This window comes from Candidatus Zixiibacteriota bacterium (genome assembly GCA_034439475.1).
Lineage (GTDB): Bacteria > Zixibacteria > MSB-5A5 > GN15 > FEB-12 > JAWXAN01.
In genome coordinates this window covers 91,841-110,237 of sequence record JAWXAN010000048.1, presented here as the reverse complement: position 1 = coordinate 110,237, position 18,397 = coordinate 91,841, and the positions used below count along the sequence as shown (strand labels likewise).

Genomic DNA, 18,397 nt, shown 5'->3' with positions numbered 1-18,397 from the left:
TCATGACATCTAAAAAGGCCGCCATAATACTCGCTGCTGGTCAAGGCAAACGGATGAATTCTGATTTACCAAAGGTTCTCCACAACATTGGCGGCAAACCGATGATCAAAATCCTGCTCGACCGACTCATACCGCTCGGCTTTGAGCAAATAGTTGTCGTCATCGGGTATAAGGGGGAGCAGCTTCAATCCGCTTTGGCCGATTACCCAATCTCTTTTGCTTGGCAAAGAGAACAGCTCGGGACCGGACATGCGGTGCAGATGGCCAAGGACCTTTTAGAAGAATTCGAGGGCACAACCTTGATTGCCGCCGGCGATGTCCCATTTCTATCTATCAATTCAATCAGAGAACTCTTTCGCGTACATCAGGATAATCATGCCGCGGCAACATGCCTGTCTGCCATTTTTGAAGATCCTGACGGTTATGGCCGAATTATTCGGGATAAATCTGGCGAGTTTCTTTCAAAAATCGTGGAGCACAAAGACGCCTCGGATGAAATTAGGGAAATAAATGAAATTAATTCAGGCACGTTTTGCTTTGATAACCTAAAATTGTTTACAGCCCTCGGTGAGCTAAAAAATAACAATGCCCAAGGTGAGTATTACCTGACTGACACCATCAAAATATTGAATGACAAGGGCTTACGAGTTGCAATTGTTCAAGCGGAAAACCCCGATGAAGTTCAAGGGGTAAATTCAATGGATCAATTAGAAGAACTAGCCGAGAAATTTGTATACAGAACCTGATTTTATAAAATTAGGTCACCTTTAGGCCAGTTAACGTGTTATAATAAGTAGTCGATAATCGAATCTATACCAAAGAGGAATAGCCGCAAAAGTTTTTTATTGACGGCTGTTGTGAGATTCGATAGACTAAAAGGAATAAACCTATGAAAAGAATAATATTTTACGCGGGTTTTCTGCTCACTTTAGGTCTAACGGCCTTTAGTCAAAGCGCTGATGTCAGTCGTCTGAATCAGATTTCTTCGACTAACACGCTGGGAATTAAGCCATCGTTGTCGCCCTCCGGCCTGCTTGATTTCTCCAAGGTCCGATTCTCCAACAGCTATTCGGTTTCATTTTTCTCGGGCGGCAATACTTCGGGATCGCTTGGACTTTTACGCTCGACAATGTTTTATGATTTTTCGCCTAAACTCTCGATGAGTCTGAATCTCGGATTGGTGCACAATACCGGCGCGATATTTGGCTCCTCGACAGGACCGCGCGATGCTTCGATTATTCCTGGATTCTCGCTTGATTATCATCCGTCGGAAAAATTCCGGATGTCGGTCAGCTTCCAGAGTTACAAAGGAATGTATACACCATATCACAGCAGAGGAAACTACGGGTGGTCAAACCCGGCATTTACAGAATAATACCTCGTTTGAACCTTCCTTTTTGATCGGCTCCCGGCCGTTCGGACTTTCCTTTTTTTCTTTGATCGCATGCACAATAAATATACAGGTCACACTATCAGCATTATTAATTTTCAGCGCGCATTACATCGGTATAAAAGACAGACACTCATCTGGTGTTCATATCTAACTGTCGGCTTGCTTTTTTTATTCGTATGTGGTTACTTTGCGTACTTCGGCCTGACAGTAAATAAGGGAATGACCCGCTCAGTTGAACTTCCGCAATACTCAGTGCGTTTGGAAATAGAGAATGCGAGCGGCCAGGCTGGCCTCGAAAAGCAAATCACGCAGGAATTGCAAAGCCGGAATTTCAATGACATGCAGTTGACGGTTGTTGAAGCCAGTCAATTCAAAATCCGAAAAGCGGCCAAATCTTTTATAATTTCTCGCGAGGAAAACGGAGATGCCGCGGAACAACTCGCACTCAGACTTGGACTCGATCCGTCTTGTGTGATCTATCGGGAGCTCGAGCAGAATAGCGAGCACATTTCGGCTACCCTTGTGCTTGGCAAAGATTTTTTGATGAGCGGACGCTTCCCCGCTCGGGGCGCAAAAAGCTGAGCGTAAAAGTAAAGAAAATTACGCCTTTGATGCTGGCGCGGAAAGCTGGCAAACTTGCGCTGGACAAAAAAGGTTTTGACGTAAAGATTCTCAAGTTGAAAGCTATATCGTCGGTGTGCGATTACTTTGTGGTCGCATCGGGCGACGCCGATGTTCATGTTCGATCTATTGCCCGTGGAATTGAAGACGGCTTGGTCCAATTCGGACACAGCCCTAACTATAGGGAGGGACTGAGAGAGGGGAATTGGGTATTGTTGGATTATATCGACGTCGTGGTCCATGTCTTTCTTGAACCTACACGCCGCTTTTATGCTCTTGAAAAACTATGGGGAGACGCTCCGATAGAACAATTATCGGATGATTGATTCTCTCCTCACTATGAAAACGTAATGTATCGTATTTAGAATTAGGATTTCACTATGGAACTCGTTGAACTCAAAACAAAAACAATCGCAGAGTTATTGAAACTCGCCGAGGATCTGGATATCCCCGGGGTGTCAGGACTTCGCAAATCAGAACTCATCTATAAGGTGATGGAAAACCAGTCCAACTCCAACGGCGCAATTTATGCCGAGGGGGTTCTGGAAATTATGGAAGAAGGCTACGGTTTTCTTCGCTCTTCTGACTATAACTACCTCCCGGGACAGGATGACATCTATGTCTCGCCGTCGCAGATCAAGCGCTTTGACCTCCGAACCGGCGATACCATTTCAGGACAGGTGCGCCAGCCAAAAGACAACGAGCGGTATTTTGCCCTGCTTAAAATCGAAGCCATCAATTTCGATAATCCGGATGTGGTCAAGCACAAGACCCACTTTGATAACCTGACGCCGCTCTATCCCTACGATCCCTTCAAACTGGAGCTTGGCGAAGATGAACTGACCACTCGCATAATTGACCTGATGTGTCCGATAGGAAAAGGCCAGCGCGCGCTTATTACCTCGCCGCCCAAAGCTGGTAAGACAATTATCATGCAGAAAATGGCGCAGGCCATTACCGCCAATCATCCGAATGTGAAACTTATCGTCTTGCTCATTGATGAACGCCCCGAAGAAGTTACCGATATGCGCCGTTCAGTCAAAGGGGAGGTCGTTTCGTCCACATTTGACGAACCTGCCGACCGGCATGTTCAGGTGGCCAAAATGGTTCTGGAAAAGTCCAAGCGGCTTGTTGAGCATAAACACGATGTTGTCATTCTGTTGGATTCCATCACCCGTCTTGCGCGCGCCCATAACTCGGTTGTGCCTCACTCCGGTAAGATTCTCTCAGGTGGTGTGGACTCGAATGCTCTGCACAAACCGAAGCGGTTTTTTGGCGCGGCTCGAAATATCGAAGAGGGCGGATCGCTGACGATTATCGCCACTGCCCTTATCGAGACTGGCTCGCGTATGGACGAAGTCATTTTTGAAGAGTTCAAAGGAACTGGTAACATGGAATTGGTACTTGACCGCCGTCTTGCAGACCGACGAATTTTCCCAGCGATGGATATAAACCGCTCATCGACTCGTAAAGAAGAACTGCTAATGCCCGAAGAAATGCTCAGTAAGGTCTGGATACTGCGTAAATTCCTCGCCGAAATGAATCCAATCGAAGCGATGGAGTTTCTGATTGACAGAATGAGGAAGACCAAGAGTAATGCAAAATTCCTGACATCCATGAAAGATTAGGGCCGCAGCGAATGAACGAATGCCAAAGTGCGTTCACAGAAAATGCCCAAGATATGTGAATACATCAGATATTAATTCTATCAACAAAATGAATCTCTGACACGTCTTCTCATTGCATGATAAACATTGAAAACTTCAATCCCGAATTGCTTCGGGTTCGACCCATCGCTTTCGCCCGTTTCAAAGACCTGTCCATGAGACAGGTGGCTCTTGCGATTTTATTTCTGACGCTGCTGAGCGCAGGTTGTGAGAAGAATCCGGTGGATAATGATGACGATCCGCCCCCCCCGCCTGAAATAGTCGACCACTATAAACTTTACGCTCTGACCTCGGGATTTTTTACCAGCACAGGGCTTGCGCTAATTGATATTCCATCAGACACCGTCCTCAGAGTTGTCGATTCCATCCCGGATATCTTCACCACGCTCTCGATAACGCCGGATATGCAAAGTGTGCTCATCTCAGGAATTGGAGTCGATTCGACAGTTGTCTATGATGCTGATTCGCTCACGAGAGTAATCGTTCTTCCGTTTGGCGGTTCATATCACTTTGACCACCAACGAAACCTCGGGCTTTTAGTTACCCCGTCTCTCTTTTACGAAATCAACCCGTCCAATTTTACTCTCGGCGACAGCATTAACCGGGCAAATGGATACAGCCAGATTGATACGGCAAACGGAGTTCTCTATACAACCGGCCCGTTCGGCGTTCCGGCCACGTTCATTTACCGTTATGATTATCTTACTATGACTTTTATCGATTCTTTGGCAATTGTCGATGGAACAGGTGGAGCCATTACTGTGACCAATTTACTTCCGGTAAGCTCCGCAAATAGAATCTATTTCTACGGGATTAGAGGAAACGCGAGCGCCGCGTATATATACAACACGCTGACTAAAGCCATCGTCCTGGCTACACCGCATGACTTTCCGATAGGGAATTTCATGAAAAGTACCGACGGCCAAACTGCGTACAAAGCCGACCCGGGTGGATTGACTACTCCTGGCAGTGGGAAACTGTGGAAGTATTCCATCCCGGGCGATGCCATAAGCGGTTCAATCCCGACGACCTACCAAGAAGGAGCCACTACTATAACAATTAATCTCACGAGTTTAGTTATGACTCCCGACGGAAAATATATCTACGGCGCCGGCGGTCTTCCCGGGCGAGTGGTTCAGATTCCGCTAGCCCAGAATAAGATCACCCATGCCTTCGATCCGTACATCTCATATTTTCCGCCGGTGATCGTGCTGGGGAAGAAAATAGAGCCGTAAGTCTCTTGTCGGTTTTTTTATTTCTAAAGAATAATACGCGTGAAAGATTGAAGTAATCTACCCCTGATAATCAGAAGGCGATCAAGAGAATATTATCGTTTAAGGTTCTTGCTGAGAATGCTGCCCTTTGAGCCGATGGCAAAGAGTCTTGTGTTTGTAAGCGCTAAATCGAAAATATCAAAAGTTTTTGGTATCTCTTCCTTCGTCCATGTCAAACCGCCGTCGCCGGTGAACATCATGGTCCCTTGCACTCCAGCAATGTAGGCCGATAGTGGTGAGACCATGGCCACTGATGTCAGATGGTTCTTGATATTCACCACGACCGTATCCCATGCCTTGCCGCCATCGGCTGAGACAGCGCACATGCCGTTATTTCCGACCATGATCCCATTTTGTCCCGACACTGCGAGCGAACGGGCAGGTTTTCCTTGGGTAGTTTTTATCGTTGTCCAACTCTTTCCGCTGTCGCGTGATTCATGAAGCTGTCCATATGAGAGAAGCATCAACGGTTTTCCAGTTCGATTGAGAAGGTCGCCGTAACCTAAACCCATGCTGGCCTGCTTCTGCCAGCTTTTGCCGCCATCGGTCGTGCGATAACTGACCCCCCTTGCAGGGATATTTGCCTCACGAGTCATACCTGTGACGATACCGGTGCCGGCATTAAAAAACTCGATGCTGAGAAGCCAGCATATACTATCAGGCACAGAAATATTCACCCAGCGCTGACCGCCGTCGAATGTTTTGTAGACTGTTCCCTTTCGTCCGCAGATAAATCCCAGATTTGCGGAGAGAAAATCGAGGTCTTCAAAATGCCTTCCGAAGGCGACTTGAAAAATAGACCATTTTCTGCCGCCATCGACAGTTTTTGCGCACTGACCTTCAGACGTCGAAACATATCCAGTATCATCGGATAAAAACGATGCCCCAGTGAGCGTTGCTCGGCCAGGAAAAGTTAAATTTTCCCATGATTGAGCAAAGGCCGAGTCGAGGCTGATAAATGTGAGCAGGATAAGACAAAGGTACGAAAGACGGACGGGGGCTGTTTTGTGCATACGGTTTTAATTGTAATATAATGTTTTCTGTTTTACCATAAACTTCGGTATAAGTTGAAAACTATTTCGTCCTATTAGAGAATTTACGCGCCCGAAGGGCTTTCGTGGCGGATTTTCTTCATCGGACAGGTATGAGAGTATGGCTATTGTCGAGTTGAATAATATTCACTTGAAAACTGACCGGGGAACTCCCCTCTTCACAAACCTCAATTTTTGTCTTTCTGAGAAGAAATCTGCGGTAATTGTCGGCCCAGCCGGCGCAGGTAAGACAAGTCTCGTTGAATTGCTTGTGGGTCTTCGATTCCCAGACAGCGGATCGGTCGAGGTCCTCGGGACCGCTGTTAAGCGCGGGCAGTTCGGCAAAATCTTAAAAGTACGCAAGAACATTGGTGGCGTCGGTGGACCATTCGGGTTAATGGACTCCCTGACAGTCGCGGAGAATGTCGCTATGCCATTGGTTATCGCCGGTGAACCAAAAAGAATTTTCAGGGGAACTGTAGACAGAACGTTATCAGAGTTATCACTTTTGCCTGTATCAGGGGACTATCCCCGTTCTTTGACCCGAGTGGAAAGAACACTGACTCAACTTGCGCGAAGTGTTGTGACCCATCAGCCGCTGGTCATAATCGATGAGCCAGCCGCCGGACTCGACCAAGCGACCTCTGAACGGGTCTTTGCATTTCTAAAAGCAATTACTCTTTCCGGGCGTTCGCTCATTATTGTCGCCTCTGAAAAATTTCAAACCGAATTGCCCGGGGCCGATTATTATCGCTTTTCCCATGGCGCATTGAAAGCGCTTTGATGGGCTACATTGGTAAAGAATTGGGACGTACGATTTCGCGAAGTCCGCTCACCGCGATCGTTTCACTGCTGTCGCTTGCGTTGCTTCTGTTGCTCTTTGATCTCTTTTGGGTCACCGCGCGCACGTCGCACAAAGCCTATGATTCCCTCATCACAACTTTGAAAATGGAAATATATCTCTCCGAAGAGGTTCCTGATTCGACAATAGACCAGATGCATCAGTCGCTTGTAGACATGCAGGCTGTGCGTTTGGTTGAATACTTCTCCAAGGATCGCGCGCGAATGGAATTGACCGAGCTTGCGGGAGTTGATCTTCTTGTTGGTTATGATACTTTGAATCCGCTTCCCCGCTCATTTTTGTTAAGTCTCGAACCGGATCATGTTACCTCAAACGCGCTAACCGGACTTGAAGAACAGCTTCGTATGACCGCTCAGTATACCGAGATCATCTATGACAATGAATGGCTCAAAGAAGCAGAGTCGAGCAAATCGTATATTCTTAAAGTTGGTTTGGTTCTGGGAAGTCTCATATTGTTAACGGCGCTGTTTAATACCGCCAATAGCATCAGACTTATGGCGCGGGCGAGGGCTACTGGTATTCATCAGATGCTGCTGCTTGGAGCAAGCCGGACGTTTGTCTCGCTCCCTTTTATTTTAGAAGGGCTTCTTTTGAGCGGCTTGTCAGCTATTTTGAGTTGGCTGGCAGTTCTCTATGCTAAGAAACATGTCTCTCTGCCTCAAATCGAAATTATCCTGCCATCCTTTCAGGAGATAGCCCTCTTCTGCCTCGCCGTGGCGTTGCTTGGGGCTGTAAGCGGTTTCCTTGGCGTGAGAAAGCTTCTGAGGTATTAGATACTATGCTATCGAGACGTATTCCATTTATCATTTTCTTCGCCTTGCTTGGATTTTCACTTTCAATCCCTGCCAAGGAAAAGGACCTTCGCAACCAGCAGAGCGACCTTGAAAAAATAAAGGCGGATGTTAACAAAAGCCAGAAGAAGCTGGACTCTCTCAAGAATGCTCAAAAAAATGTTCAGAAAAAAGTGGCCGAGTTCGATCAAAAAATTACATCCGATCGAAAAGTCATCGACCGGCTTAGCGGTGAACTCTCGACACTCCGTAGGGAAGCGACACAAACCGATTCAGCGCTTAATACTCGCAAAGGAATGCTTGAAAGATCCCAAAGACGGTACCTCGGGAATATCAGGCAGTTTTATGTTATGTCCCGATTTCCGCAGCCTGCGATGCATGCCAAGCCTTCACTCATGCTCAACAAAACCCGTCAGATCACATACTTAAAAGCATTGGCGGGATTTGAGGGCCGGGCTATAGATGTGACCGAAGAAATTGTCAGCGAGACCGAAAGCTACAAGGGGGAGCTATCCCAGAAAACAGCCGCTGTCTCCAAACTTAAAAGACAGCGTGAGACCAGTTTCTCGCTCGGTGAAAGCCAAAAACAGAAAAAAGAGCGGGAACTCGAACGCTTAAGAAAGACCCAGATGAATGAATCCGACCGGCTGATTACGCTCACTCAGGCCGCCGAGGAGATGGAATCGATTATCAGCCGACTTGAGGCCGAACGAAAAAAGAAGGAAAGCAATCCGTCAATTTTTGCATCTCTCCAGGGAAACCTCCAGTCTCCGTTTCCGGGAACGGTTGTCGTGCCGTTTGGACCATCACAGGATAAAACGACAAAGCTCAGGTCATTTTCGCCCGGGATTACGATTCAGGGCAAGCCCAGCTCGCCAGTTATGTCGGTCGCCGATGGCTCTGTTGCCTATTCAGGGAATTTGCGCGGTTACGGTATTTTTGTTATTATCAATCACGACGATCAGTATTATACGACATACGCGGGTCTTGGCGAAGCCCTTGTTGCCAAAGACCAAATAGTCCGCGCCCGGATGGTTGTCGGTAAATCGGCCAGCGATGGATTGGTAAAGTTTGAACTGAGAAAAGGACGGGACGCCCTCGACCCGGTAACATGGATTTTAATTGAATCCTTTTGACTGTCATATTCTGCAACCGCGTGCTGCCAATATCCTCTCACGCTCGCACGAGAACAAGAGAGTGGCATCGACCTATCTCTTTCAAGGACGTGAGGGCTCCGGCCAGTGGCCGCTTGCCATCTGGTTTAGCGCACTGATCAACTGCCAGAGCCCAAGGAAAGAATCGCTCACTAATAACCAAATGGCTCTTCCGTGCCGTGAGTGCGCTCACTGCAAGTCGATATTTTCGCTCAGTTTCCCAGAGCTCTCAATTGTAGTCCCCTTAAGTAGCTTCAAAAACCTTGACGAACAGATTGAGTTAATCGGTCAGGCGCTCAAACAAAGGCGGGACGAGCCCTACTGCATTCCGGTCTCACCCAAAACTGTCAATATCTCGATTGAACTGGCGCGTGAGGTAAAGCGCAAGCTCTCCATGAAAGCCCCAGTTGGAATCACTCGAGTCGTTATTTTTGATCAAATGGATAAGATGCTCCAATTAGCCGCCGATGCGCTTTTGAAACTTATCGAAGAACCTCCGCCACAGACTGTCATTATTCTTACTACTGCTTACCCTGAGGCATTGTTGCCGACAATTATTTCCAGATCACAGCGTATTCGTCTGGATAGAGTCAGCGATACAGTAATTACTGAATATTTGAAAAGCCGATATTCAGCCTTCGAATCACGGGCTCGTTTGGCCGCGAGACTGAGCGAGGGCTCCCCAGGCCGTGCCGTTCAACTTGTTCAAACTGGCGGTGATGATGAACAATCGGCTCGCGCAACGGCCTTTTTACTCTATAAGTCGCTCTTTGCCAAAAAAACGCAGGATTCAATTTCCCTTGCGGTCGATCTTCTCCAGGGCGCTACTGTCGCCGATGCAGAGCAGATTCTCCGCCTTTGGCAGACATTTTTGCGCGATTCGGTTTGTCTGGCCGCCACAGGCGAAGACGCCGATCTCATTAATATCGATATAGCCGCTGAGCTTAATGAATGCTCCTATCCGTTCAACAACGCGAAAGTTGCGGCCCGCGTGACCGACCTGTACAAGTTTATGCTTGCTGACCTCAAACGTAATGTGCATATTCAGACTGCATTTGTTGGACTGATGCTCAAGGCGCGGCGCGAGATTCATTCTCCTGCGGCCTGACAGTTCATCTTATCAGGGATAGACGACTGGACGATATATGGCAGAATTGTATCAAGTTGAGTTCAAAGGCTCCCGCCGTGAGTTTTTTCTAAATTCCTACCATCACGCTTTAAAATTATCAGAGCATGTCATTGTTGAAGCCGAACAAGGCGAGGATGCTGGCATTCTCACCAAGAAAATCAACGGCAGCGCACAGATTCCAGAGACCGTTCGACCCCGCTCTATACTCCGGCCGGCGGGAAAAGAGGATAAGCTCCGCTATGCAGAACTTCGCGCAAATGAAAGCGCATACAAAAAGGAAGTCATCCAACTATCGCGTCGTCACGGCCTAATGATGAAGATTGTGGATGTTGAATGCCAATTCGATGGAAGCAAAATAACTTTCTATTTTACGGCTGAGCACCGGGTTGATTTTAGAACGATGGTCCGAGATATGGCAAGCCGCTATCGCACAAGGATAGAACTTCGCCAGATCGGCGTCCGCGACGAAGCCCGTCGCATCGACGGCTATGGCATCTGCGGGAAACGGCAATGCTGTAATGGTCATATTAAGGAATTTGCGCCGATTTCCACTCAGCACGCCCGCGAGCAGGAATTGTCGCTCAATCCCACAAAAATCTCCGGTAATTGCGGCCGCCTGCTCTGCTGCCTAAAATACGAAGTAGAGATGTATGTCGGTCTTAAAAAGCAGTTTCCTCCACTCGGCTCGGTTTTAAAAACAGTTCATGGAACCGGTATCATAGAACGAATTGATTATTTCAAAGAAGAAGCGGTCATACGGAATGATGAAAATATCCTCTTCCGGGCCAAACTCGAAGACATACAATCGGTGCAAATATCCCGGGGCAGGACCCAGCAACGCCAGAATGGTGACCAAGGGGATGATGATAACGAAGCGCTCCGACGTCTTGACGAACCCGATAATTAATCTCCGCTGATACATCTCCAAGGAGAAACATTTGTCCCGTCCCCTCTATATTACAACGCCAATCTACTATGTCAACGACCGGCCACATATCGGCCATGCCTATACGACTATCGCCGCTGATCTGATTGCCCGTTTTCATAAACTCGCCGGAAGAGAAACTTTTTTTCTTACCGGAACCGATGAACATGGGACAAAAATCGCCGAAGCCGCAGCCAAAGCGGGTCTTGCGCCGCAGGAGTTTTGCGACACGGTTGTCAAAACATTTCAAACGGCCTGGCAAAATCTCGATATCGCCAATGATTATTTTATAAGAACGACTTCCGAGCGCCATGCCCAGGCTGTCGAAAAGATTCTTGATGCCATGCGCTCGGCTAAAACGGCTGACGGACGGGAGGTCATCTATTCCAGCTTCTACGAAGGGCTCTACTGCACTGGCTGTGAAAAATTCCTCACTGAAAAAGAACTCGAGAACGGACTGTGCCCGGAACACAAAACCGTGCCGCAAAAACTCAAAGAGAAAAATTACTTTTTCAGGCTCACAGCTTTTCTTCCCGCCATTCGCGACGAAATAAAATCAGGCCGCATGGTCATTTTGCCTGAGGAGAAAAGAAACGAAGTGCTGGGGCTTATCAATCAGGACCTGCCGGATTTTTCTCTCTCCCGCGAACGGGTGACATGGGGAATACCGCTTTCTTTCGATAAAAGCCAAGTGGCCTACGTCTGGGTCGACGCCCTTTCAAATTATATCTCAGCCATCGGATACGGAGATGATCCAAAGGGCTTTGAAAAATGGTGGAATAGCTCTGAAGTCGTTCACCTTATGGGCAAAGAGATTCTCAAATTTCATTGCCTCTATTGGCCGGCAATGCTCATGGCCGCGGGAATAAAAATTCCGGACACTATCTATCTTCATGGCTGGTTCACTGTCGATGGCGGCAAAATGTCCAAAACTCTGGGGAACGTCATCGACCCGAATGATATGGTCGCGCAGTTCGGCAGTGACGGCGCGCGCTATTTGCTCATGACCCAGTATCCATTCGGAATTGACGGCGATATTCAGGCCAAAAGATTTCTGCTTCAATACAACTCCGATCTCGCCAATGATCTTGGGAATTTAGTTTCGCGCGTGGTAAAATTGATTGAAACCCACTGCAATGGCCAACTGCCTGCGCCCGGCAAAGGCGTGATTATTGAAGGAATGGACGAACTGCTCCAAGCCGCCGAAGCTGCTCCCGGCTCCGCCTATGAACATATAAAGCACTATCGTCTCCACGCCGCAGTCGCCGAAGGACTCAAGCTTGTTCGGGCCACAAATAAATTTTTCAACGACACCGCCCCTTGGAAACTGGCTAAATCAGGCGAGACAGAAAAACTCGGCGGAATACTTTATGCCTGCGCCGAAGCTCTGCGTATTGTTTCCATCCTGCTCTATCCGACAATGCCGAAGAAAATGATGGAACTTAGAGCTAGTCTCGGTTTGGGCGCTGAGAGGCTAACGTTAGAGAGCGCATCGACATTCTTTGAGCTTCAGCCCGGTACAAAAATAGCTGTAACGAAGCCGCTTTTTCCGCGTCTCGAAGTTGAAACCGAGCCGGCAACTCAGAGCAAACCGCAGGGAAAAGCAACCGAACAGTCAAATGCGAACGATGACAACTTGCTTGATATATCTGATTTTGGCAAAGTAGAACTCAAAGTTGCGCAAGTACTGTCTGCCGAACCAGTCGAAGGAGCAAGCAAACTTCTCAAACTCCAAATAGACTTGGGCAGTGATAAGCGCCAGATTGTTGCCGGGATAGCCGAGTATTACACCTCGGAGCAGATTGTCGGGAAAAAGATTATTGTCGTCGCCAATCTCAAACCTGCCATCATCCGCGGAGTGACCTCAAACGGCATGCTCCTCGCGGCCAAGACCGGCAAAAAATTATTCATCGTCACTCCGGACGGAGATTTGCCGCCCGGCGCAAAAGTCGGCTGATGATCGATACCCATTGCCATCTTGATTTCAAAGATTTCGATTCAAATCGGGATGAGGTTCTCACCGAGGCCCGCGATGCCGGCATACACACGATTGTAAATATCGGAGCGGATTTGGCATCGTCCATTCGAGGAGTCGAACTGTCCGAGAGCCACGATATGGTCTATGCCACGGTCGGCATTCATCCCCATGATGCCGCCACACTCGATGATGCGTCCCTTCAAAAGCTGAGAGAGCTATCGTTTCGCAAAAAAGTTGTAGCAATCGGCGAAATAGGCCTTGATTACTACCGCGATTTGTCGCCGCGTCCAATTCAAAGGACAGCTTTCGAAAGACAGATTCAACTTGCGATAGATAGAAAATTGCCGATTGTCATTCACACCCGCGAATCATTTGATGACACGTATGCGATAGTCAAGGGATATGCCAAAGACCTCGTTGGAGGAGTCTTTCATTGTTTTCCCGGAACTGCAGATGATGCCTTTCGTGTCTCTGATCTCGGTTTTGTCATCTCGGTAGGAGGCGTTATCACATACAACAAGTCCTCGATGGCGGCAATGGCCGCCGAGGTCCCGCTTGAAAAGATTATCCTCGAAACCGATGCCCCATATCTGACTCCAGTTCCGTTTCGCGGCAAGACAAACAAACCATCGTATGTCCGCTATGTCTGCGCTAAACTTGCCGAACTTCAGAACCGGAGTGAACAAGAGGTCGAGCGTGTGACAGATGCCAACGCAAAACGGCTCTATCGACTTTCTGAGACTTTTGAGGGATAATTTGAAATGGGGAATCCGTACCATGCCAAGAAACGCTTTGGCCAGAATTTTCTCGTCGCATCTGATGTAATTGACAAAATCGTTCAGGCCATCAAACCCTCACCTGAACAGACTATCATAGAAATAGGTCCTGGTCGAGGCGCACTGACACTTCCTCTTGCTAAGTCCGGCGCGACTATCATCGGCGTCGAATTTGACCGGGATATTATAAGCTATGTATCCGAGCTTTTATCCGTTTATCCCCGCGTTCATATCATAAACCATGACTTTCTCACTTTCCAACCTGATATAGCAGCGCACTCTCGTTTTACGGTCGTGGGCAACATTCCCTATAATATCACATCGCCGGTTATTGATTGGTTGTTTCGATACAGACATCAAATTGTAAATGTTGTCCTCATGGTACAAGATGAACTTGCGCGGCGTATCGCGGCTTCGCCCGGCTCTAAAGATTGGTCGCCGCTTTCAATTATGACACAACTCTACTTCGAAGTTACTTATCTTTTCTCCGTACCACCATCCAGCTTTTCTCCCGCTCCGAAAGTGACATCGGCAGTAATCCGGTTATCTCCACGCAAGACGCCGATCGATGTTCCGAAGGGATTTGAAAGAGTCGTCAGGGCATCTTTCCATCAACGGAGGAAACTCCTGTCGAACAACCTCTCGGGAACAATTCTTCCCAATGCAGAACTTTCTCAGCAGACCATAGCCGCCGTTGGCCTCACAAAAAAAATCAGGGCCGAACAAATATCAATCGAGCAATTTTTGGCGTTGACTAACTATCTGATAGACCATAAGTTACTTGCCCGCGACTGACATGGACGCTCAATCAATTTGTATGCATGTAACGAGGATAGGATATATTCATGGCATTTCTCTCAATTAATCTGGACGGCATTGGCGCCTTCCGCGACAGCCGCAAACTCAAAGAACCGGATCCGTCCCATGCCGCGGTGCTGGCGGAGCTTGCCGGAGCCGATGGCATAGCTGTTCAGTTTCGTCCCGACCGCAGATACATTCGCGACCGCGACCTCTATATTTTGCGCGAGATGGTTAGAACCAAGCTGACTGTTGAAATGTCAGTTCAAGATGAGATGATGATCCGCATTATCGAAGTCAAGCCCTGGATGGTGATTTTCAACGAAGAGCCTTCTGCCGAAGATTCCGTCGTACAGCCTATCAATCTCCAGCAGACAAAGATCGATTATCAGGCAGCGATTACCCAGCTACGAGGGCATGGTATTGTTGTCGGCCTGCTCATCGATCCCAATGCTGATTCAATAAAGGCGTCACTGAAAGTTCAGGCTGATGCCGTTTTTCTGGACTGCAGCCGCTATTCGGATGCCCGCACAGTTACCGAAGCGCAGGAAGAGTTGGATAAGATTGACAATACCGCGCAATTCGCGGTCAAATCCCGCCTCACAGTTCTTGCCGGGCGAGGGCTTTCATACAAGAATATATCGCCGCTTGTGGAGACAGGAATGATCGATGAATTTCTTGTTGGATCGGCTGTGACTTCGCGAGCTTTGCTGGTTGGTTTCGAGCGGGCTGCAGCCGAAATGGTGCAGTTAGTGCGCGTCGCGCCGAGGCGCACATAAATTTCATGACCGAGCCCACAGCCGAAAATGGCGAATGGAAGAAAATAGTCGTTGAGCCGCTCGAGGCGCCAATCCGTCTCGACAAATATCTCGGCCAGCGCGAAGATCTTGAGCTTTCACGCACCAAAGCAATGTCTCTCATCAACGACGGCAATCTTCTCGTCAATGGCAAACCGGCAATCGGCAAACAGCAATTGTTTGGCGGCGAAGAGATAACGTATGTGCGCCCGCCGGAACCAGTGTCGACTCTCATAGCTGAAAATATCCCGCTTTCAATAATCTACGAAGACGAGCATATCGTTGTTGTAAATAAACCATCGGGTATGGTAACCCATCCCGGCGCCGGTAATTTCACAGGCACACTCGTGAACGCCCTGCTTTACCATATCGAATCCTTGCCGCGCGGTGTCATCATAAGCGCTGAGGACGCCCGCCCCGGGATAGTCCACCGTCTCGACAAGGATACTTCGGGACTGCTTTTGGTGGCCAAAAACGAACAGATTGCCCAGAATCTCCAGCAGGCCATCGCCCGGCGCGATGTCAAACGAATTTATTCCGCTGTGACCTGCGGACATTTTCCCGACGACGAGGGCACAATCGATCTGCCTATCGCCCGCTCGCATAAAGACCGCACGCTCATGATTGTCACCAAGACCAGCGGGCGCGAGTCAGTGACCCATTATAAAGTGCTCGATAGGTTTCGGCTGTATGATTATCTCGAAGTCCGTCTTGAGACGGGAAGAACCCACCAGATTCGTGTGCACTTATCGCATCTGAATCATCCGGTGCTTGGAGATTTTGAGTATGGGGGGCGGGAAAAATGGCACCGGGGGATATTTGCGCCTGAACGCCCGCATGCCAAAAAGTTGTTGGGAGTGATCAGCCATCAGGCCTTGCATGCCGGACGACTTGAGTTCGACCATCCGGTTACAAAGAAGCCGCTTGTGTTTGAAGCGCCACTGCCGGAGGATTTCGCGACCGTGTTGGAGATTCTGAAAACCGAAGGGAGATAGAGGAGCAGCCGCTCAGTCGTTATTTTGCTATTGAAGTGTATCGGGTCTGGGAGACAAAATCATCTGTTGTAATTATACACTTTGCTCGAACTTTTATTGAGAAGAATACCTTGCGTCCTCCGCTTGCTCCGCTGTTTTCTTTTGGCGAATTGGGGACGGGGTTAGGATTTAAACTTGCCTTCTATGTTCAAAAACAATTTGGTCAGATTATCTTTTGACTTTGTATCCAAATTGATTGATGTTCCATTTTGGCAAGTTTCCAAAAATTTCTTGGCGAGCAAAACTTTACCTAATTTACTTTTTTTAACATACTCCGAGTTAGATTCAGTATAAGTTTTGCTCGTATCTTCCAACACAAATTCTTGAAAATTAGGCGGCGAGAAAATATCCTCAATACTTCCTGCGGTATTCAAAACAGCGAGAACCAAATCTTTCGGAACTAACCAATTATCTTTCAGATTTTTCTCTCCGTCCTTTTTCCCTTGGTCGTTGTCGTAAAGATAAATAACCTTTCCACCCCAACCATGCAATATAGTCCCAACAACAGGCATATTTCCAGCTCCGCCACCGAAAATAAAGTTCACCCTGTCCTTATTAAGGATTTTCTTAAACGCATTTAGATAGTAAAGATCAGACGCTCCTTCAACCACAACATTATTAACTTTGTCTAACGCTGTAATTCCTGCGTTTAATTCTAATCCTATCGCGGTCATAATAGGGGTTAAGGTTTCCTTATTCGCCAAAGCGTGAACTTTGTTTTCTATTTTTGTTCCTGCCTTTTTTGTACGATGAATCAATCTAATTTGATTAAGTTTGTCGGCTTCTAAAAGATATGGTGAGTGTGTTGAAAATATCAACTGGACTTTTTTTGCTGAAGCTTCAAGTTTACTTAAAATATCTTTTTGAGCTTTTGCGTGGAGGAATAATCCGGGTTCGTCAATCAAAATAATGTTTGGAACATCCTCATTTACTCGTGCGGACACTTTTATATAAAAAGCGAGGTGCCATTGTCTGCCCTTACTTCGCAAACTTGGTTCATATGGATAGCCGTCCTCTTGAATCCAAAATTGAAGGTCTTGAGAATCCCAGTCAACACTCAAACTTGAAACATCTTGTGTCCAAAACTTTTTATAATCATCGTTGAGAGTGATATTTATATCAGTTTTGTGTTTTTGCTTATTGCGAGCGGTGGCGGTTTTAATAGTAGGAACATCCAAATCGCTTATCACTGACAAATCCGTAATCCACTCATTTGTTTCAAGCTCCGCAAAGGGTATTTTGTTTGGGAAAACATCTTCAAACGAGTTAAAGAAAACAAAATTCGGAATCCATTGTTTTAGTGCTTTGAAAAACTTATCTTCCGTAGCAACAAGGTTTTCAAGATTTTGAATCTCTGTTTCAACTTCTGCTAAAAGTTTTTGGAAATCCTCACGATCCTTTTCGTCAATTTGTGGAATGTTCGGTGCAGTAGCACCCTTGAAAGCTATGAGGAGAGTTTTGTTATTTGCCAAATCAGAAAATTCAAAATCAAAAAAAGTACCTGCTAACTGTGGATATTTAGTGTGTAATGCTTTTACCTTGCTCCATTTATCTTTGATTGTTTTTTTAATTTTCTCAATTTCCTTTATTCCGAAAAGGTCGTTCCCCTTGGTAGCTTCACCAAAGGTATAGACATCTGGAAAAGTTTTAATAATCTCAAGCTCAACATCCGCAACTGCTTTTTGAGTGCTACCTATTTCAGTAAGAATTTCCTTGATAGTATCTTTCTCAACAGTGAAAGTTATGGAAATTTCAGGTATCTCGTTTGGCGATTTAATCGGTTTAGCAGTTTCTCTAATTTTTATATCTGTATCAAAATCCTCTAACGCTTCAAGAATAGATGTTTTCCCCGATTCATTTTTTCCAGCAAGAATAGTGATTGTATCCGTTAGGTAACAATCGCCACTATCCGTGATTGACTTAAAATTTTTAATTCTAAATTTCTTGAGTTTCATGAAATTCTTTTATTCTTCATCATACTTCAGCAAGTGGGTGTTTAGCGCTCATCTTGTTTCAATCAATTTTGGCTTATGTCAGCAAACAAAACCTTTATTACAAAATCATCTGCGCCCAGGAGGATTTGAACCCCCAACCCTTTGATCCGAAGTCAAATGCTCTATCCAATTGAGCTATGGGCGCGATTCCTGTTCAACATCCCCAAGATACC

18 protein-coding genes and 1 tRNA gene are annotated in these 18,397 nt (G+C 47.0%); 16 read left to right on the top strand and 3 right to left on the bottom strand.

Translation table 11 applies throughout. From position 1 onward, the window contains the following. The first annotated feature begins 2 nt into the window (after positions 1-2). From SGI97_07390 to SGI97_07365, 6 genes are all read left to right on the top strand, one after another. Complete coding sequence (locus SGI97_07390; GenBank protein ID MDZ4723711.1) at positions 3-746, top strand: NTP transferase domain-containing protein; 744 nt, start codon at positions 3-5, stop codon at positions 744-746. 143 nt (positions 747-889) lie between these two features. After that, the gene (locus tag SGI97_07385) at positions 890-1,375 is read left to right on the top strand and encodes a hypothetical protein (protein MDZ4723710.1); all 486 of its coding nucleotides are present in this window, start codon (positions 890-892) and stop codon (positions 1,373-1,375) included. A 237-nt stretch (positions 1,376-1,612) separates the two neighbouring features. Beyond that, positions 1,613-1,975, top strand: a complete 363-nt coding sequence (locus SGI97_07380; GenBank protein ID MDZ4723709.1) for a LytR C-terminal domain-containing protein — start codon at positions 1,613-1,615, stop codon at positions 1,973-1,975. Between the two features lie 29 nt (positions 1,976-2,004). Continuing rightward, entirely contained in the window at positions 2,005-2,340 is a 336-nt protein-coding gene (gene rsfS, locus SGI97_07375; GenBank protein ID MDZ4723708.1) for a ribosome silencing factor, read from the top strand. Positions 2,341-2,394: 54 nt separating this feature from the next. Further along, positions 2,395-3,642, top strand: a complete 1,248-nt coding sequence (gene rho, locus SGI97_07370; protein ID MDZ4723707.1) for a transcription termination factor Rho — start codon at positions 2,395-2,397, stop codon at positions 3,640-3,642. A gap of 116 nt (positions 3,643-3,758) precedes the next feature. Then, positions 3,759-4,916: a hypothetical protein gene (locus SGI97_07365; protein MDZ4723706.1), complete on the top strand. Its 1,158-nt coding sequence runs from the start codon at positions 3,759-3,761 to the stop codon at positions 4,914-4,916. A gap of 92 nt (positions 4,917-5,008) precedes the next feature. Here the strand turns inward: SGI97_07365 and SGI97_07360 are convergent, their stop codons facing one another. Beyond that, a complete protein-coding gene (locus SGI97_07360; protein ID MDZ4723705.1) occupies positions 5,009-5,968 on the bottom strand; it encodes a YCF48-related protein in 960 nt (319 codons plus the stop codon). Between the two features lie 139 nt (positions 5,969-6,107). Between SGI97_07360 and SGI97_07355 the strand changes: the two genes are divergently transcribed. From SGI97_07355 to SGI97_07310, 10 genes are read left to right on the top strand one after another with little or no spacing between them, the layout of a single operon-like run. Then, complete coding sequence (locus SGI97_07355; GenBank protein MDZ4723704.1) at positions 6,108-6,770, top strand: ATP-binding cassette domain-containing protein; 663 nt, start codon at positions 6,108-6,110, stop codon at positions 6,768-6,770. Continuing rightward, entirely contained in the window at positions 6,770-7,621 is an 852-nt protein-coding gene (locus SGI97_07350; GenBank protein ID MDZ4723703.1) for a permease-like cell division protein FtsX, read from the top strand. The genes SGI97_07355 and SGI97_07350 overlap by 1 nt, the downstream gene beginning before the upstream one ends. Positions 7,622-7,626: 5 nt before the next feature. Next, a complete protein-coding gene (locus SGI97_07345; GenBank protein MDZ4723702.1) occupies positions 7,627-8,775 on the top strand; it encodes a peptidoglycan DD-metalloendopeptidase family protein in 1,149 nt (382 codons plus the stop codon). After that, positions 8,762-9,901, top strand: a complete 1,140-nt coding sequence (locus SGI97_07340) for a hypothetical protein (protein ID MDZ4723701.1) — start codon at positions 8,762-8,764, stop codon at positions 9,899-9,901. The genes SGI97_07345 and SGI97_07340 overlap by 14 nt, the downstream gene beginning before the upstream one ends. 37 nt (positions 9,902-9,938) lie before the next feature. Further along, entirely contained in the window at positions 9,939-10,829 is an 891-nt protein-coding gene (ricT, locus tag SGI97_07335) for a regulatory iron-sulfur-containing complex subunit RicT (GenBank protein ID MDZ4723700.1), read from the top strand. Between the two features lie 31 nt (positions 10,830-10,860). Beyond that, complete coding sequence (gene metG, locus SGI97_07330) at positions 10,861-12,804, top strand: methionine--tRNA ligase (protein ID MDZ4723699.1); 1,944 nt, start codon at positions 10,861-10,863, stop codon at positions 12,802-12,804. Beyond that, complete coding sequence (locus tag SGI97_07325; protein ID MDZ4723698.1) at positions 12,804-13,580, top strand: TatD family hydrolase; 777 nt, start codon at positions 12,804-12,806, stop codon at positions 13,578-13,580. Before metG ends, SGI97_07325 begins: the two co-directional genes overlap by 1 nt. A 6-nt stretch (positions 13,581-13,586) precedes the next feature. Next, positions 13,587-14,396, top strand: coding sequence for a 16S rRNA (adenine(1518)-N(6)/adenine(1519)-N(6))-dimethyltransferase RsmA (gene rsmA, locus SGI97_07320; GenBank protein MDZ4723697.1), 810 nt, complete (start codon positions 13,587-13,589; stop codon positions 14,394-14,396). Between the two features lie 50 nt (positions 14,397-14,446). After that, entirely contained in the window at positions 14,447-15,178 is a 732-nt protein-coding gene (locus tag SGI97_07315; protein ID MDZ4723696.1) for a pyridoxine 5'-phosphate synthase, read from the top strand. A gap of 5 nt (positions 15,179-15,183) precedes the next feature. Continuing rightward, positions 15,184-16,191 carry an RluA family pseudouridine synthase gene (locus SGI97_07310; protein MDZ4723695.1) on the top strand — a complete coding sequence of 336 codons (1,008 nt, stop codon included), beginning with the start codon at positions 15,184-15,186 and terminating at the stop codon, positions 16,189-16,191. Positions 16,192-16,352: 161 nt separating this feature from the next. Here the strand turns inward: SGI97_07310 and SGI97_07305 are convergent, their stop codons facing one another. Further along, the gene (locus tag SGI97_07305; protein ID MDZ4723694.1) at positions 16,353-18,185 is read right to left on the bottom strand and encodes an AAA family ATPase; all 1,833 of its coding nucleotides are present in this window, start codon (positions 18,183-18,185) and stop codon (positions 16,353-16,355) included. Between the two features lie 110 nt (positions 18,186-18,295). Then, positions 18,296-18,369 (bottom strand) — tRNA-Arg (locus tag SGI97_07300). Positions 18,370-18,397: the final 28 nt, after the last annotated feature.

Bases quoted from the DNA above. Each gene is read 5' to 3' on its own strand.
- SGI97_07390 (MDZ4723711.1), top strand. From the start codon at position 3: ATGACATCTAAAAAGGCCGCCATAATACTCGCTGCTGGTCAAGGCAAA.
- SGI97_07385 (MDZ4723710.1), top strand. From the start codon at position 890: ATGAAAAGAATAATATTTTACGCGGGTTTTCTGCTCACTTTAGGTCTA.
- SGI97_07380 (MDZ4723709.1), top strand. From the start codon at position 1,613: ATGACCCGCTCAGTTGAACTTCCGCAATACTCAGTGCGTTTGGAAATA.
- rsfS (MDZ4723708.1), top strand. From the start codon at position 2,005: ATGCTGGCGCGGAAAGCTGGCAAACTTGCGCTGGACAAAAAAGGTTTT.
- rho (MDZ4723707.1), top strand. From the start codon at position 2,395: ATGGAACTCGTTGAACTCAAAACAAAAACAATCGCAGAGTTATTGAAA.
- SGI97_07365 (MDZ4723706.1), top strand. From the start codon at position 3,759: ATGATAAACATTGAAAACTTCAATCCCGAATTGCTTCGGGTTCGACCC.
- SGI97_07360 (MDZ4723705.1), bottom strand. From the start codon at position 5,968: ATGCACAAAACAGCCCCCGTCCGTCTTTCGTACCTTTGTCTTATCCTG.
- SGI97_07355 (MDZ4723704.1), top strand. From the start codon at position 6,108: ATGGCTATTGTCGAGTTGAATAATATTCACTTGAAAACTGACCGGGGA.
- SGI97_07350 (MDZ4723703.1), top strand. From the start codon at position 6,770: ATGGGCTACATTGGTAAAGAATTGGGACGTACGATTTCGCGAAGTCCG.
- SGI97_07345 (MDZ4723702.1), top strand. From the start codon at position 7,627: ATGCTATCGAGACGTATTCCATTTATCATTTTCTTCGCCTTGCTTGGA.
- ricT (MDZ4723700.1), top strand. From the start codon at position 9,939: ATGGCAGAATTGTATCAAGTTGAGTTCAAAGGCTCCCGCCGTGAGTTT.
- SGI97_07325 (MDZ4723698.1), top strand. From the start codon at position 12,804: ATGATCGATACCCATTGCCATCTTGATTTCAAAGATTTCGATTCAAAT.
- rsmA (MDZ4723697.1), top strand. From the start codon at position 13,587: ATGGGGAATCCGTACCATGCCAAGAAACGCTTTGGCCAGAATTTTCTC.
- SGI97_07315 (MDZ4723696.1), top strand. From the start codon at position 14,447: ATGGCATTTCTCTCAATTAATCTGGACGGCATTGGCGCCTTCCGCGAC.
- SGI97_07310 (MDZ4723695.1), top strand. From the start codon at position 15,184: ATGACCGAGCCCACAGCCGAAAATGGCGAATGGAAGAAAATAGTCGTT.
- SGI97_07305 (MDZ4723694.1), bottom strand. From the start codon at position 18,185: ATGAAACTCAAGAAATTTAGAATTAAAAATTTTAAGTCAATCACGGAT.